At 52.1% G+C, this 15422-nt stretch carries 18 protein-coding genes; 10 read left to right on the top strand and 8 right to left on the bottom strand.

Annotation, left to right across the window (positions count from 1 at the left end; all coding sequences use genetic code 11):
* The 3 genes from V9K67_RS26365 to V9K67_RS27265 form a co-directional block, all read left to right on the top strand.
* A partial coding sequence (locus V9K67_RS26365; protein WP_336728004.1) for a hypothetical protein occupies positions 1 to 244 on the top strand: 244 nt, incomplete at its 5' end.
* Between the two features lie 829 nt (positions 245 to 1073).
* Positions 1074 to 2177, top strand: coding sequence for a Fic family protein (locus tag V9K67_RS26360; RefSeq protein ID WP_336728002.1), 1104 nt, complete (start codon positions 1074 to 1076; stop codon positions 2175 to 2177).
* Positions 2178 to 3112: 935 nt separating this feature from the next.
* Positions 3113 to 3226 carry a hypothetical protein gene (locus V9K67_RS27265; RefSeq protein WP_489753315.1) on the top strand — a complete coding sequence of 38 codons (114 nt, stop codon included), beginning with the start codon at positions 3113 to 3115 and terminating at the stop codon, positions 3224 to 3226.
* A 544-nt stretch (positions 3227 to 3770) separates the two neighbouring features.
* Here the strand turns inward: V9K67_RS27265 and V9K67_RS26355 are convergent.
* Positions 3771 to 4613: an SMP-30/gluconolactonase/LRE family protein gene (locus V9K67_RS26355; protein ID WP_336728000.1), complete on the bottom strand. Its 843-nt coding sequence runs from the start codon at positions 4611 to 4613 to the stop codon at positions 3771 to 3773.
* Positions 4614 to 5118: 505 nt separating this feature from the next.
* On the bottom strand, positions 5119 to 5631 hold the full coding sequence (locus V9K67_RS26350; protein WP_336727998.1) for a DUF4142 domain-containing protein: 513 nt from the start codon (positions 5629 to 5631) through the stop codon (positions 5119 to 5121).
* Between the two features lie 790 nt (positions 5632 to 6421).
* On the opposite strand from V9K67_RS26350, the gene V9K67_RS26345 reads away from it, so the two are divergent.
* Positions 6422 to 6580: a hypothetical protein gene (locus V9K67_RS26345; RefSeq protein WP_336727996.1), complete on the top strand. Its 159-nt coding sequence runs from the start codon at positions 6422 to 6424 to the stop codon at positions 6578 to 6580.
* Between the two features lie 478 nt (positions 6581 to 7058).
* Here V9K67_RS26345 and V9K67_RS26340 read toward each other — a convergent pair whose 3' ends face one another.
* The 3 genes from V9K67_RS26340 to V9K67_RS26330 form a co-directional block, all read right to left on the bottom strand.
* Positions 7059 to 7388, bottom strand: coding sequence for a hypothetical protein (locus V9K67_RS26340; protein ID WP_336727994.1), 330 nt, complete (start codon positions 7386 to 7388; stop codon positions 7059 to 7061).
* 145 nt (positions 7389 to 7533) lie between these two features.
* Positions 7534 to 9024: a GH3 family acyl-acid amido synthetase gene (locus tag V9K67_RS26335; RefSeq protein WP_336727993.1), complete on the bottom strand. Its 1491-nt coding sequence runs from the start codon at positions 9022 to 9024 to the stop codon at positions 7534 to 7536.
* A gap of 2 nt (positions 9025 to 9026) precedes the next feature.
* Positions 9027 to 9629, bottom strand: a complete 603-nt coding sequence (locus tag V9K67_RS26330) for a CDP-alcohol phosphatidyltransferase family protein (protein WP_336727991.1) — start codon at positions 9627 to 9629, stop codon at positions 9027 to 9029.
* A 457-nt stretch (positions 9630 to 10086) separates the two neighbouring features.
* Between V9K67_RS26330 and V9K67_RS26325 the strand changes: the two genes are divergently transcribed.
* The 6 genes from V9K67_RS26325 (at position 10087) to V9K67_RS26300 (ending at position 13912) form a co-directional block, all read left to right on the top strand.
* Positions 10087 to 10359, top strand: a complete 273-nt coding sequence (locus V9K67_RS26325; RefSeq protein ID WP_336727989.1) for a hypothetical protein — start codon at positions 10087 to 10089, stop codon at positions 10357 to 10359.
* 429 nt (positions 10360 to 10788) lie between these two features.
* The gene (gene nhaA, locus V9K67_RS26320; protein ID WP_336727987.1) at positions 10789 to 11997 is read left to right on the top strand and encodes a Na+/H+ antiporter NhaA; all 1209 of its coding nucleotides are present in this window, start codon (positions 10789 to 10791) and stop codon (positions 11995 to 11997) included.
* Between the two features lie 57 nt (positions 11998 to 12054).
* Positions 12055 to 12243 carry a hypothetical protein gene (locus V9K67_RS26315; RefSeq protein WP_336727985.1) on the top strand — a complete coding sequence of 63 codons (189 nt, stop codon included), beginning with the start codon at positions 12055 to 12057 and terminating at the stop codon, positions 12241 to 12243.
* A gap of 88 nt (positions 12244 to 12331) precedes the next feature.
* Positions 12332 to 12562: a hypothetical protein gene (locus V9K67_RS26310; protein WP_336727983.1), complete on the top strand. Its 231-nt coding sequence runs from the start codon at positions 12332 to 12334 to the stop codon at positions 12560 to 12562.
* Positions 12563 to 13077: 515 nt separating this feature from the next.
* Positions 13078 to 13476, top strand: a complete 399-nt coding sequence (locus V9K67_RS26305; RefSeq protein WP_336727980.1) for a DUF6717 family protein — start codon at positions 13078 to 13080, stop codon at positions 13474 to 13476.
* Between the two features lie 196 nt (positions 13477 to 13672).
* Entirely contained in the window at positions 13673 to 13912 is a 240-nt protein-coding gene (locus V9K67_RS26300) for a hypothetical protein (RefSeq protein WP_336727978.1), read from the top strand.
* Between the two features lie 110 nt (positions 13913 to 14022).
* Here the strand turns inward: V9K67_RS26300 and V9K67_RS26295 are convergent, their stop codons facing one another.
* The 3 genes from V9K67_RS26295 to V9K67_RS26285 all read right to left on the bottom strand — a co-directional run.
* A complete protein-coding gene (locus V9K67_RS26295; protein ID WP_336727975.1) occupies positions 14023 to 14679 on the bottom strand; it encodes a nucleoside hydrolase-like domain-containing protein in 657 nt (218 codons plus the stop codon).
* Positions 14680 to 14706: 27 nt separating this feature from the next.
* Entirely contained in the window at positions 14707 to 15009 is a 303-nt protein-coding gene (locus tag V9K67_RS26290) for an alpha/beta hydrolase fold domain-containing protein (RefSeq protein ID WP_336727974.1), read from the bottom strand.
* Positions 15010 to 15178: 169 nt separating this feature from the next.
* A partial coding sequence (locus V9K67_RS26285; protein ID WP_336727972.1) for a hypothetical protein occupies positions 15179 to 15422 on the bottom strand: 244 nt, incomplete at its 5' end.

Genomic DNA, 15422 nt, shown 5'->3' with positions numbered 1-15422 from the left:
TTATTCCGTTGCTGAGCGGCCTCCCGGGTGGCCTTGTTTCACCGAAAGAAGGTGGCTCACTTTAATCGAAATATTCATCCGCGAAGTGAACGAGCGCTATTACAACAACCGCAATAAAGCAAACAAAAAGGACAGCCGTCGCGACGACCGCGATAACAACGGCCGCTGGGAAAAAGACAATAACAGCTGGGATAAAGGCAATGACCGCTACGACAGCCGGTACGACAAAGACAAAAAATGGTAGCTTTTTTAAGGTGAAAGGAAATGAAAGGTAAACAGGCCTCCGCCACAGCGGGGGTTTGTTCTTTTTACAGGAGCTCCTCTTCAAATAAAAATCCCCTCCGCAGGGGGAGAGGCAGATTTATAGGGCGTTGCAGATTTCGTCGGTTCAGGATAAGGACGCCTTTGGTTTTTCAGGATCTGGATGTTTTTAGTAAGTACTTACGGATAAAACGGGCTTTTTCTGGCTAATGGAATCGGTCGGTTTATACTATTGGATCTTGCTTTTGGATATTCAGTTTTTCAACAGGTATCGGATCGTTTGACCAGTCAAAGATAGAACGCCGTTGAGGGCTTTGCCTTGTTCCTTCGGCGAAAGCCCCCTTTTGAAGGTGAATATTTATTGAACCAGAAGCATTAAGGACATAGCTACGCAACAAGGTAAGGAAAAGCCCCGGGCGGGGTTACGGCGGGGCCGGCCGTATTGCAGGAGGTCATTAGAGGCTAAGCATATAATGCGCACTTCGCCTTAACCCTTCGGCCCAGAGCGCCTCCCACCCCAGCAGTTGTTGCAGATTGCGGGGACCGTTGGTTTCGAGGTCCTGGCAATAGCCATATATTTTGGGTGCCCATGCCACTTAGAAAGCCACTAGGCCCCCTCCAGGCCGGATAAAACAGATAACGCCATGTAAAAACAGATAAAAACAAGCTTAAATATGCTAAAACAGATAAAAGGCTGGCGCGAGGTATAAAACCAAAAAATCTTTAACCTTCAGTTATATGCCGCGTTTGTTGCGGCGAAACAATAAACATGCGGCGAATAATAGGTAAATTCGCCGCAAAATCTGCGGTATATGGCCCGTTATATCTATCAAATCAGTGGCTGGCCCCAGTTCAACTGGGAGGAACGCAAACTATATGATCTGCTTGCCAAAGTCCGCTTCCGGCAGGGACGCCTGCTGGGCCGCATGGACGGACTGGGCTTTTCCCTTCGTGAAGAAGCTCTATTAAAGACCATTACTTTGGATGTTCTGAAATCTTCGGAGATCGAAGGAGAAATGCTGAATCCCGAACAGGTACGATCCTCTGTTGCCCGGCGCCTGGGGATAGACATTGGCGGCTCCGTGCCAGCAGACCGCGCTGTAGAAGGCGTAGTGGAAATGATGCTGGATGCTACCGGCAACTACCAGGAGCCACTGACACAGGAGCGCCTGTTCGGATGGCATGCGGCTTTGTTTCCCTCCGGCTATAGCGGCATGCATAAAATAATGGTAGGAAATTGGCGCCAGCTGGGAAAAGGGCCAATGCAGGTGGTGTCAGGGCCCATGGGAAGGGAGCAGGTGCATTTTGAGGCACCGGAAGCCAGTGTTCTCGCGAAGGAAATGGAGCAGTTCCTGGAATGGCTCAACGGGACCTCCAAAATCGACCCGGTGCTGAAGGCGGGTGTGGCGCATCTGTGGTTTGTCACCATTCACCCCTTTGATGACGGCAATGGCCGCATTGCCCGGGCCATTGCCGATATGCAGTTGTCCCGGGCCGATGAAAGCAGCCAGCGGTTTTACAGCATGAGTGCCCAGATCCGCAAAGAACGGGAGCGCTATTACGCCATCCTGGAGCAAACCCAGAAAGACACCTTGGACATTACCGACTGGCTGGAGTGGTTCCTGCACTGTCTAAACAATGCGCTTTCGGCCAGCGAGGAAGTATTGAGTGACGTGCTGCGAAAAGCCCGCTTTTGGGAACAGCACCACGACATGCCCATGAACGAGCGGCAACGGCTGATGGTGGGCAAGCTGATGGACGGTTTTGTGGGCAAGCTGACCACTTCCAAATGGGCCGCGATTACCAAATGCTCTTCCGATACCGCCTTGCGGGATATCCAGGATTTAATGACGAAAGGAATACTGGCGCAGGAACCGGGTGGCAGCAGAAAAACCAGCTATGTATTGATTGGGTAAAAGGTACAACCCCATTCATTCCTCCAAATATAGGGAAGGCTACGAAGTCGATAAATCAAGGCTCGGGGGCATTTTTAATGACAAGAGGCTGAAGTGATTTTAAAAAATGATCATCTTTTAACCCGAAAGAAGTACTTGGGTTGACCGGGTCGACATAACACGTACTTAATGTCGAAAATCCTCATAATTTTCGACATGACGGATTCCTTGTGTCGATTCCATAGACATGAAGATTTCCCTTTATCGAAAACTCTGCGCAAAATCGACCTGAACAGATATAAGAAAAAGGAGTCCTTCAACCAATTACCTGATCTGCCGTACTGAATCCGCAAAAGGCAGGGAAGGCTACCTATTTTATTAATCACAGGCTCATGGGGATCCTGGCAGGAAATTAAGCCATTCTCTATGCCCCTTGCGCCAAAACAGCGGGCCGGGCATTTGCCATAATGAAATAGCTTTTTTTGTAGCTCCTTGCATTCCAATGCAGGTAGCCTACCTTTAGGAGGAACAGAACCCTTGTGGGTTTTTACGCTATGCAAAAAATCATGAGTAAATCATGAGCAGGGCTGGAGCAGCTTCTTTAAACTATTGATTTTCAGTATTATCTGGCGGATGTTCGAATCCCTTCCTCTCCGCAAATAAGATATATAAACTTAATAAAAAGCTCGTAAAATGCTGATTTTGCGAGCTTTTTCCGTTTTGCCCCTATCCAATTTGGCTCAAGCCGCCCCAACTCGAAGGGTGCAAATTCGGGTATCCGGAAATTTTGCAGTTCCTGGTACCCGAATTTATCCTAACTGCTTTACAGAAAATGTGTTCAATAGCGGAGCATATCTTGTTTTGCGAGGCCCAGAGCCCTAATTTTAAAACAGTTAAAGGAAGGAGGGTTGTATGGATAACAGGATTTCCATTCTTATCCATGGCAAAAGACAAAAATGACCAAGGATAGGCTGCTGCCTATCTATATGCGGGTGACAATCGACGGGGCCCGCTTCGAAATTAGTACTCAGTGGTATATAGCCCAAAGACACTTCCGAAAGAAGGGATAAAAAAGACGCGAAGGTTGCGGCCGGGCCTGCAAGGACAGAAAGCTTCCGGCGTAAAACTGCAGTTCTTGTTTGCAGTAAAGCTTCCTGAACCTGCAGTACCAAGTATTTGCACCGGCATCCATCCACAGATTTATTCCTTTTCCTTTTTGCCCTTTTAGAGACGGCCTGCTGATCCCGGAGGCTTTCTATTTCCCTTTTTCTTTTAAGAAGCGTTGCCACCCGGTAGCCAGGACTTGTTTTAGGCCTAACCCGTTATTGATTTTCACTCCCTCCTAAAACATGCTCCAGCACCGTAAGACATTCCCAGATTTCCAGCAAATTTCCTTCGTGCAGGCAAGAAACGAACGGTTCCGCCAGGCCGGGCAAAAGATCAAACCCCGGCTTTTCTGAAAAATGCAAAAAGGCCCGGCAGCTCTTTGCCACCGGTAAATGCAACAATGCCGGACTGGCTTTTTAGAATAATTTTAAGATGAAGAACTCCATGAAGAAAAATTGCGCTGCCACTAAAAGGCATGCCTCCTGCGGCCCAAGTTGCTTCCTTTCATTACTCCACCCCATGCACGTTCATTTCCAGCAGGTAAATGGATTCCGAGGCCGTGATAAACAAGGTTTTCTTTTCTTTGCCGCCGAAGCAGACATTTGCCGTCCATTTAGCCGGCACCTGGATATGCGCTATTTTTCTTCCTTCAGGATTATAGACGGTGATCCCATTGCCCGTTAAATAAACATTTCCAAGATGGTCCAGGGTCATCCCGTCCGACCCCTGTTGCAAAAAGAGCCGACGATCTTCCAGGCTTCCGTCCGCGGCTATGGTATACCGGTACGTTTTGTCAGCGCCGATATCGGCTACATACAAATAACGGCCATCCGGGGTGCCGATAATGCCGTTGGGCTTTTCCAGGTCTTCCGCCACAGGCACCGGCTCCTTCCTCCCTGTGCCCAGGTAAAATACCTTCTCTCCTTCCAGTTCGGGCTGCTGCCTGGTCCAGTAAGGGCGCTGGTAGTAAGGATCGGTAAAATATATTCCCCCGCCGGGATGGATCCAGAGGTCATTTGGCCCGTTCAGCCGCCGGCCCTTAAATCCCCTGGCCAGGACGGCTATCTTTTTATCTTTCCCGATGGACCAAAGCTCGTTGTGCTCATCCGCACAGGCCAGCAGGTTGCCCTCCCGGTCCAGGTACAGCCCGTTGGAACGGCCTGCCTTATCGAGGAAAACGGTAAGCGCTCCTTCCGGGCTCCACTTCCAGATTTGGTCATTGGGCTGGTCGGTAAAATAAACGGCTCCTTCCCTGTCCGGAGCCGGCCCTTCGGTAAAGGCAAACTGGCTGGACAGGAGTTGCAGCCGGGCCCCGGGGGCAATGATCTCACTGGTATCCTGTTTGGACATTTGTTTTGTTTTTCCTGACAGACCATGAATCATACCATTCCCGCCGGAAGGAGTCTGAAAAATGCCTTTCTCCTGCCTGCCGGCTCCAAAAAGAACGATCCATACGAGGACGAAGCCAGGCGCCGCTGTTTTTTGCATGCTCTTTCTGATTATAAGTATTAATGGAGCGTACCCAAATAAGCCACCCTAATAAATTTCCCTTCTTTTCAGTACCATTCCAAATAAAGGCTATTTTATGGTTGACCCATATACCCCCGGATGATCCGGAAAGCGGGGTTTCTTCCTTTTGCAGGAAAGACCATAAAGCCTGCCGCAGCCAAAAGGGAACACATCCTGATGGCCTTCACCCATACGAGGGCAAGCAGATCGGCATTGGCACCCTGCATGCGCTGCCTGCGGTATTGACATCTAGCCTGAACTGGCCGAACCCAGGTGATGCGGCCAGGCAACTCAGGCGATATTTTTTTCGATTGATTGCTAGATCAATCCGGGAAATAGTAGCCATTCACTTTCCCGCCTGTAGGCTCAGGGCCTCTTTATAATGAAGGGAAACGATATGAAGTCCCTGATCCAGGAATTTTTTATACTCTTCGTTTCTGGCGATCTGCAAGGCTTCCTTGAATTTTTCAACTCCTAACCGGTGATCATCCACCATATGCACGACATACAAAGAATCAAAAGCTCTGCCTCTTTCCCTTGCCAGGTGCTCCACCATTTTCCTGTTGATTTCGTTCATTCCTTCGGGAACCTGTACATTTATTTTGCCTAATAATCGGTGAAAGTCCTCATTGAACTTCGAATGTTGATCTACCATCATTTCGCCGAATTGTCGGAGGTCCTTCCGAATGGCAAACCTCACGGCCAGCTTCCCCATTTCAACTTCCATGATCCCCGCACTGCCGGCTATTGCAAGAAATTCACGATCAGCCTGGCTTATATCGCCATGGGATTCGTTGCCACAGGAAAATACAGCAGCCAACAAAGAAGAACTCCAAAGAAACCGTAAGATCCCTTTCATGTGCAACAATTATGCGAACAAGATATTATAAATAAGCGGCAAATGGAAAGCGCGCCCCTCTCCTTTCAGCAGAACGGGAGGCCGGTTAGGGGCAGGATTCAGCCGGTGGACGGCAGGTATCAAAGGGGGTGAAAGTATCGGAATGGTTTGTAAAGAAATGACCAGAATCAGGAACTGGCTGTTCAGCCGGTCCTGTCTGATTGTAAGCACACGAGCAAGCGGGTATTTTTATATGAGCTGACCCGCCTGCCTATGCATCCCCTTAACCAAATCAAAGAACTCCTTCCGCAAAATTTGATAGTATTACGCAACTGGTCTGTGTCGCAGATTAGGATGCGCATGCTGTTAAAAAGCTGCTTTCAAAGCGAAGGACAACATAATAGCTGTGTAGATTTCGAAATTAATTTGCTGCCGTTTTCAAAAAAGCGTGACAATTGTCACTTCCCAATTGTGTCATATGACGTCGTCTCCAGGGGTTGCCGGCCGGTAGCGCGGTTTGGCACGAGTAAGGAAGGATTGCCGATCGCTGTGCAGATCGTTGGCAGTTGGTTAGCGGAGTCCACCATTTTGCACATCGCTTCCCTGCTGGAAGGCGTAAGTTTGGTTCGCGATCGCCACCCGCTCGCTGAATGAAGCACATAATAGAAAAACCTTTCAGAGAGATCCGAAAGGATTTTCTATTTAGGCTTGCGGAACGCTCCCGAACTTACCCGGGGTTTCCTTTACTATTTCTGTGATGGGTAATTTCCACATCCGTCACCCGCCAGGTATCCACCCCAAACCTGAAGGTATGCTCTCTGCCATCGTCCCCAATCCTGTAAACCCGCAAACATCCGCCGGTTATAAAACAATTAATACGGCAGATCTCTCCCTCTTGCAACAATGGCTGCCATTTACGGAGTTGCCTATCCACACCGCCTGCGCGTATCAGTTCCAGGTCTTCATCTGAAATTTTTATGTGGTTACGCAGGTAGTTTGCAAATACTTCGAACATCCGGATAAATGTAACAAAAATGACTGGCAGGATTGGCGTATATCAAGCCCCTGCTGGGGAAGGATAAAGCTAATGGAAAAGCCCTTAATGGGTCTTTCCCGGGGAAGGCGGGTTTCTTTAAACGCTTTATTGCAGTAATACAGTTCATCCCTAAGCCCATTAATAGGAAGGTGAGGTTGAATCTTTCCACTGGAAAAGCCGCCCCTATTTGCAAATTCAGTTGTTTACCCTCACGTTTGCAACCTTATATTTCATAAGCAGTTAGTTTTGGCTGCGACCCTTGTTTCTACAGGGGACTGTCTTTTTTCCGCCATTCGGCGTTCGCAGTGCAATAATCCTAAAAAGCTGCTTGCTTTTAGAAATATAATTATAAACGTGGAAACGTTTTGATAAAAGGCAGGAACCAATCACCAGCGGCAAGGCAAGCAACCTTTCATTCTTTACCCATTTTTTTCGAAAGTGGAATATTTTCATGGCCTTTGTCCCTATCCCTGCGTTTTCCAACGGGTGCAGCTGGAGAAGACGCGCCCCACTTTTTCGCCTCCCTTTTCTTGTGAATGTCCTGAAGGTATTCTTTTACAGCTGTACTCACTTTCGAAAGCATTTGCACCTCTACATCCATAAAATCCCGCCCATAAGTCTCTTCCGCCTTTACGCGCATGATTTGATGCACCGCATCAACATTGTAGTTCTCGATCTGCCGGATTCCCTTAAAAGGCTCTTTCCGCCGACTGGTCCATATCACGATTCTATAATAAGGCAAATGCTAATTTTATTAGCAAATATAGAACCATCTCCAAAATTAAAAGAGGATCAAACGGAACCTGGTACCGGGCATTTACCGGCCTGCGGACGTGCCGTTTCATGGAGTTCCTGAGTAAGCTCCCCTAAAGGGTGTGGCGTTTCTATCACCTGTACCCTTCCAGCCGGGCGATCAAGGCGGGATCTTCGCAAAAGCGGCTTTGCTTCCACTGCAGGGAAAGCGGTTCCTGCCTTCGGGGCGCCAGGTGGAGAAAAAGGCGCTCCGGGACCTGTTCCACCAGGGGTAGGGCAATTGCCCCGCTCTGCGACAGGTCTTTGTAGTTTGTATTCAAACGGCACAAGGCCTCGTTCAGCACGTGGCAGAACGTTTCCTGTTCCCGAAACGGACCTTCCAGCGCAATCCACCACCGGTGTCCGGGCCGGCCCCCGTCAAAAAAGACGGGCGTTACCACGAAGTTTTTCAGGATATTGCCGGTACGGCGGCAAGCTTCCGTTATCGCCGTTTCGGCTTCCAGGGGCAGCAGGTGTTCGCCGAAGGGAGAGAACAGGTCCTTCAGCCTTCCGCAAACCAGCAGCCGGAAGGGATGAACGGATACGATTTCCACCACATCATTCATTTTGTAGGCCCACAGCCCGTTCACCGTGGATACCGCCGGCACATATTTTTCCCCTGCCTGCAGTTCGGGCAGCAGCAACCTCCGGGGCCGGGAACTGCCCACTTCACCTAAGGGGATAAACTCATAGAACACGCCCTGGTTGGCCAGCAACAGCATGCCCCGCTCCGAAAGCCGGTCCTGGAAGGCAAAATTGCCTTCGGTGGCGGAATAGTTTTCCATTATTTGGAAGTCCTTCCCCATATGGGCGGAAAAGAAATCCCGGTAGGGGCCGTAATTCATGCCGGTGACAAACAGCACCCGGAAACGGGGGAATTGCCGGCCGAACCTTTTGCCGGTTTGCTGTTCAAACGCTTCCAGGAACCGCGCCCACCAGATGGGTAGCCCTACCGCCATGTGCAGCCGCTCTCCCTGCAGGGAGCTGATGGTTTGCCGCAATCGTTCGGAAGGGTCGGCGACCCGGTTGATTGGTTTGCCGGGCAGGGAAAAAGGGGCGGCCCAAAACGGGATATGCCTGGATTTGATGGCCGAAATAGAGCCGCATAAAAAGCCTGCTTTTTGTTCAAACAGGTGGGGATCGCTGAGGTGGAGCACCTTGCTTCCCATGAAGCCGGGGTCCTCCAACCGGAGCGAAAGGTTGGCCAGCAGGTACCGGGCGGCCATTTGCGTTTGCCCTATCCCCTCCCCGGTCACGGGCAGGTATTTGGGCGTGCCGGTAGTGCCCGAGGTTTTTCCCAGGTACCGGGGCCTTCCCGGCCAGAGCACCGAGGGCCACCCCTCCAGGATGCGGTCCAGGTAAGGCTGCAGCTCTTCATAGGAGCGCAGGGGCACGGCCTGGCAAAACTGGTTGTGGGTAGAGATGCCGGCAAAGTGGTGGTCCTTTCCGAACAGCGTCGACCGGCCCTGCCGAAGTAATTGCCGTAACACCGCCTGCTGGCAGCAGGGGGCTTCCCGGCTGTTTTGGCGCAACAGCGGGGCAAAGCGTTGCCAGTAGGCCTGTTGAAGGGCGGTCAGCAGCGACATGATTAACCGTTGAACAACAGGAATTTTTTAATGGGCTTTCCCTGGCGGATGCGCCAGGCATGCCAGGCACTGGGCACGTCGTGCTGCCAGCGGGGCAGCAGCAGTGTGATGAGGATGCGGTCGGTATGGGAAATGATGCCGGCCGCCAGGCAGAAGAAAAACAGGAAGCCGGCATTGCCATTCAGGATCAGGTCGGTAAAGGCGGCCAGCAGGGTCAGCCCCCAGAACTTCGACAGGTAGGCATGGGTGCAGGTTTCCTTTCCGAATTTCACCAGGCTGACGGCATAACAGGCGGCCTCCATTCCCAGCAAGGCGTAGATCACGCCCTGGTGGGCGCCGATCACCCCGGGCCAGATCAGCCAGGAAGCAACGCCGGCCGACAGCCAGAAGATCATATCGGTTTGGCTGTCCATACGCCGCAGGGCTGCAGAGGAGACTTCCTGTTTCCGGGCACTAATGCCGTCCAGCACATCGGAGAGCAGCCCCAGGAACAGGAGCCATACGATCAGTTCCCTATACGTTTTTCCGTACTGCCAAGCCAGGAACAACAGGAGGGGCGCCAGCAAAAAGCGGAACAGGATCAGGAGGAGTGGAATCTTTCTCATATAGCCGGAACAGGGGTTTATGGTCAGGTGTGCGTTTAAGATACGCCTTATTCCCCTAACTGCCGCCTTCCTTTGGCGTATGTGGTCAACCCCGAAACCTGAGCGAGGGTCATTACCTGCCTACTGCTGATGGCAACCGGGCTGCAACACCTTTCCGGGTCCCTCAGGTAATTGAACTTTGCTAAAACTGGCCGGAAATGGAAGCGTCAACTATGCGAAGAATGAAAAAGGAAAAACCCGGCAGGTTCTTGCTGGAGCAAATGCCTTGCTGGCCTGGAAAGGCTTCTTTTAAATTTCTTTCCTGCTCCAGCGTTTCGGATGCCTGGAGCGGGCTTTTCAATCCTTTGGCAATGGCGTCACCATTTCATTACCGATGTTTCAAAAGTAGGGTTGATCGGTTTTTTCCAAAATTCTTTTATGGAAGCTTTAGATTGTAGCATCTCAGGAAGAAAATAGTATGAAAAGGTTATTGTTTGGTCTTTTGGCATTAAGTGTAGCAAATTTTTGTAATGCCCAAGCCGCAGACAAAAAAGGTGAAGCGAAGTTTCCGCCACCAACACTTACCAAGAATAAAGCGGTAAGCAAATCGGCAAATACAGCAAAATTCCCTCCGCCAATACTTAAAAACGACGATGAATTGAAGCCCCCTCCTCCACCCGCCCTTAAGAAGAATAAAGCTCCAAAAAAAAGTGAGAAAGTAAAGTTCCCCCCTCCGGTACTAAAGGATTAGGTACTCCCCAATCCTTGGAAGTGACCCTTTGCCGAAAAACCATCCCTTACGGTTTAAAACCCGGTGCGTATGAAAGAATTCCGTTCTTTTTTTGGCGCCTGCTGCCCGCCTTTTCCCTTTCTGCACAGGTGACCATTTTCCTCTACAAAGACGCCTGGAGGTACCTGGATAACGGTACCGGCCAGGGTGCCGCCTGGCGGGCGCAAGGTAGAACAGATCGGTCCCGTAGTCCCGTTTTTAATAGAAATCTAATTTCCTTTTAATTTGCCTCTACAGCTGCCGGAATAGGTTTGGCGGGTAATTAAGCTGCCCAATGGAGCAGGAAGAAAAGGCTTCCCCAAGGCGCCGGGGAGCTGAGGCCCGGTGGCCCCGGGTCTTCTACTTCATGACGTTTCCATCTAAATTGCATCCCAAACCTACAAGAAGTAAATGATCAGAATTACACGGTTGTTCAAGGACTTTACCAATAGTGAACGGAGCGCGGGCTTTGTGCTGATCGGCACCACGGTATTGAGCCTGCTGCTGACCAATTTTGTCCTGGGAGATACCCTGAACCATCTTTACCATACGAAGATCGGTCCCGCAACGGAATCCCTCCACCTGCGCCTTTCCGTGGAGCACTGGGTGAATGATGGGCTGATGACGATCTTCTTCCTGCTGGTGGGCCTGGAAATCGAGCGGGAGGTGTACATCGGCGAACTGTCCACCCTGCAAAACGCCTCGCTGCCGCTGTTTGCCGCCCTCGGCGGCATGCTCCTGCCCTTCCTGATCCATTTTTCGCTGAACTACGGCCTGCCCACCCAAAGGGGCAGCGGCATTCCCATGGCCACCGACATCGCCTTTGCCCTGGGTATCCTGTCGCTGGCTAAAGGGGTGCCGTACGGACTCAAAGTGTTTTTAACCGCCTTTGCCATTATTGACGACCTGGGCGCTATCCTCGTGATCGCCTTCTTCTATTCCGAAGGGGTGCAGTGGGGCTACCTGGCAGCGGCCGGCGGCATCCTGGGGCTCCTGTTCCTGTTCAACCGCCTGCAGCTCCACCGGGCCTGGATGTACCTGCTCCCGGGTGTTTTACTGTGGTACTGCTTCCTGCAGTCGGGCGTGCATGCCACCCTTTCGGGCGTACTGCTGGCCTTTGTCCTGCCCTTCGGCAAGGGCGACGAGTCTTCCCTTTCCTACCGGTTGCAGCACTGGCTGCACAAGCCGGTGGCCTTTTTGATCCTGCCCCTTTTTGCCTTTGTCAATACCGGCATTCCCATCAATGCGGCCGGCCTGGGCGAGCTGTTCAGTCGCAACAGCCTCGGCATTATTTTGGGGCTGGTGGCGGGCAAGCCGCTGGGGATCCTGCTGTTTTGTGCCCTGGCCGTGAAACTGGGCTGGAGCGGGCTGCCTACCGGGGTACGCTGGGGCCACCTCTGGGGCGCGGGCATTCTGGGCGGTATTGGCTTTACCATGTCGGTTTTCGTTACCCTGCTGGCCTTTGACCGCCCGGAACTGGTCACCGGCTCCAAAATGGCCATCCTGGTGGCTTCCACCGGGGCCTCGCTGCTGGGGCTGGCCGCTATGAGCGGCGTCAAGCGCAGGGGAGCCGCCCACAAGCGTCCCTTGGCGCCAGTAGAACAGCGGCAGCAAAGCTAAAGCCCGGCAGCAGTTGCCTATTTATGGGCCCAGATCAGGGCCAGCATCCAGGAAGACGTGTTCTGCAACCAGCCGAAAGCGGACACCACCGTTCCTGTTCCCGTTCGGAAGGCGCCCTCCCTTCCCAACCTTTCTGCCGAAATCCGGTCGCTGTATCCCGAAATGAAGGGATTCAGCCTCGCGCCCTCCGTAGTACAGCGGCTCGATTCCCTCCAGGCCGACTCCCTCAAGCTGATGATCGAATAGCGGTTGGTTCTTTTAATGCTCTTTTAACCCTTCCCTAAGCTCCGCTTAATCTGCAATAGCCACTTTTATGCGGATGAACGGATTCGCTATGACACCTCGCTTTCCCCTGCGCCCGGTAGTGCTGCGGCGGCTGCAGCACTGGTCGCTGCAAACAAAAACCACCCTGGACGACCTGGTCGTGGCGCTGCTGGAACGATCGGTTTTCCCGCTGCTGTACGTGGGCAGCGGGTACGCGGCTTTAGCCTACCTGCAACTGCCGGCGCCCCTGGCCCGGGGGTGCACCTGCTGTTTTAGTTCCTCACCACCTTTTATGTGCTGAAGCTTATTACGGCGGTGGTGCGCCACCTGGTTAAGGTGCCTGGTATAAGTTTTGCAACTCATCAATTAGTTTTCATAGGGTACGGATTAAAAACGGGCCTAGGTTTCTACCTCGGGCCCATTTTGTTTTACGGCTTTGGCAGACGTGGTCCGGGAGGTTTTGGAAGTGCCGGAGCTTAGCGCAGGTGCCCGTGATGGGCGTGGCAGGCCTGTTCGCACCTTCTGCAGGCCGCGGCACAGCGCTGGCAATGCGTTGTTCCACCCGGCTGCATTCTTCGGCACAGAGACGACAGGCTTCCTCGCAAACCGCCAGGGCTGTTATCTGAATAAAACCGGTTGTTTAGCCTATGGGCAGGAAGGTTGCGCACCCTGGATAAAACGGTTTGTTAAAAGATGGAAGTGACCGGAAAGAAAAGAGATCTGAAGGTCTTTTTTAACCGCTCAAATTAGGGAAGTGTGTTAGATTGCGAGGGCAATTTCAATCCCAGAAACATGAACCTCCAACCGGAACCTTTAATGCGTGATTCGTCCCACAGCAGCCATTCCGATCCCCGGATCCATACGTTTGTACGGGAAGACGACCGGTGGTATATCGACCTGCCCCTTTATCTGGACAAAGGAGGAAGCAAAGAAGATCTCCTGATGGAAGGAGGTGCCGATGATATCCTGGATTTCCTTTCCATGGGAAAGAAGAAAGTAAACATCATGATCGATACGCTGCCCTTCGAGAGCTGCGATACGCTGGAACTAGCCGAAGTGTGCGGCCCGCCCATGGGCGGCGGATACTACCGGCTTCACGCCGGCAGAGGCAGAGTGATATCGGAACAGATGTGGATACGGGATATCGCCTTGTTTCTATTTGGAGATTTGCCGCAGCAGTTGTACGTGAAGCGTATCCGGCAACCGCTCCAATAAAGGAAACCTACCCGCAGGAAAACTTTTCTTCATCATGGAAGCGTAGGCGTCCTAATCCATGCAAGGATGGTTCGCTTATTCGCCAGGTTAAGGCATGCCTGTACATTCCAGGCATGCCTTGATTTTTTCCGGCCAGGGCTTTTCTAAAGTTCCCGGAGATACGGATGGCAGCGCCTAACCTTATTTATCAGGGCCGATGTATCCCGATTTTCAATACTGGATGGAGCGCCTGTTTGAATCCGACATGCTCCATTGGCTGGGTTTTATCAAAACCCTTGGCTTTATTATGGGCATGGCTTTCCTGGTCGCTTCCTGGCTGTTCATATACTTTGCGGGGCACCGTCTGAAAATTCAAAGCGATATCAGCCATATCAGGAACTTCCTTGATACCGACACCGGCCTGCGGTTCCGCTTCCAGGTAGAGCTGGGATTTTAACCGACTATAGGGCTCCGGGCCGCAGATGCCGGAGGCTTTCTTTTTCCCTTTTTCATTATTGTTTTCTCATTTCCCGGTCTGGTGCAAAAGTCTGCGCCCTGCCTGTTTTGTCATTTGGCGTTCGGCATCGCTTTAATAATCACCCGTTGATAACGGGTTAATGAGGGCGTGCCGTTATCGGTAACCTCGCAAATGATGTGTATCGTTTGGCCATTACCTATGGTTTCCGGCATAATAAAGGAAGCTTCCTTCCTGTCTGCATGTTGAATGGCCACAGTTCCTGCGTAGGTATCTGCCTCCGCATATTGCCACCATTTGTACGTTAGCTGGTTCCCGTCCGGATCACGGGTGCCTTTCGCGCTTAGCTTTACTTTTGCTTTGGGGCGGGCCTGCAGGTTTATGGGGTTGGTTACCCGTACGGCCGGGGGAGGATTCGCCTCTTCGCAGGACTTTACGCACCAGTCGGCCCTTGCGGCAAAATCGTTCTGGGCCGCGGTAAGCCAGCGCTGAAAGGCATAGTGCGAGTCGGGCTTCCCGTTATGGTCATCACTCCCATCCTGCATGTGGTTGCCAAAGCTGTAAACGGGCCGTCCACCCCAACCACCCCATGTGTAATTCTTGTCCTGTTCCAGACCGTTATTCACCAGTGGCAAAAAGGAAGGCGTATCGCCTTCGCTGGTATAATCCTGGGGATAAGCTGCGCAAAGAGGACCATGCCCTGTTTTAATATTTTGGGCGAGCCATGGCTTGTCCATTAATTCTTGCAAGTCCGGAGGGTTTTTGCTGGCCTGTTTTTAAAGCAGTTGGCCGCCGGCGGAAAATCCCAGGAGGGCAATTTTGCCGGTATCGATGCCAAACGCTGCCGCATGGCCCCGCAGCCATTTAATGGCCTTCAGATCCCTTACGGCCGCCGGGTAGAGCGCCTCGGTGGAAAGCCGGTATTCCACCGTAAAGGCGGCATAGCCCAGGAGGGCAAGGCGCTGCGCCAGGGGAATGTGCTGGGTGCGGTACCCGGAACGCCAGGCGCCGCCGTGAACGATCAGAACGGCAGGCGTACGTTTTTTCCTTATTGCCGGCGTAAAGGCATCCAGGTGCAAGGCCCTGTGGCCCAATTGACAGTATACCAGGCTTCGTTTTTCCCATACTCCTTTTGGGGTACTGTCCGCATTAACGGGGTAAGGGTAAAAAAGAAGCTGCCCCCTGTGTGTAATACAGGGGGCAGCCTCTTTGCTTTATGATTGCTGACAGTTTCCCGTCAACCTTTGGTTATTTCACGATAGTGAAGCTCACCGAGTAGGTCGAACCGATGGCCGCACCCACCTTGTCCTTGGTGCCCGAGTAAGGGGTGGACTTCAGGGTATAGCTTCCGGTGCCGGCGCTCCAGGCATAGTAGTCGCCGCTGCGGTTATCGCCAAAGAGGGCGTAAGGAACCGCATCGTCGTAACGGGTCTGGCTCTTGGAACCGCTCAGTACCATCTTCACCACGCAGGAAGTACCATTGGCCATGTTG

Origin of the sequence: Huijunlia imazamoxiresistens (assembly GCF_037132455.1) — a bacterium.
Lineage (GTDB): Bacteria > Bacteroidota > Bacteroidia > Chitinophagales > Chitinophagaceae > Flavisolibacter > Flavisolibacter imazamoxiresistens.
Note: the sequence above shows the minus strand (reverse complement) of the source record. Positions and strands in the feature narration are given on the sequence as shown.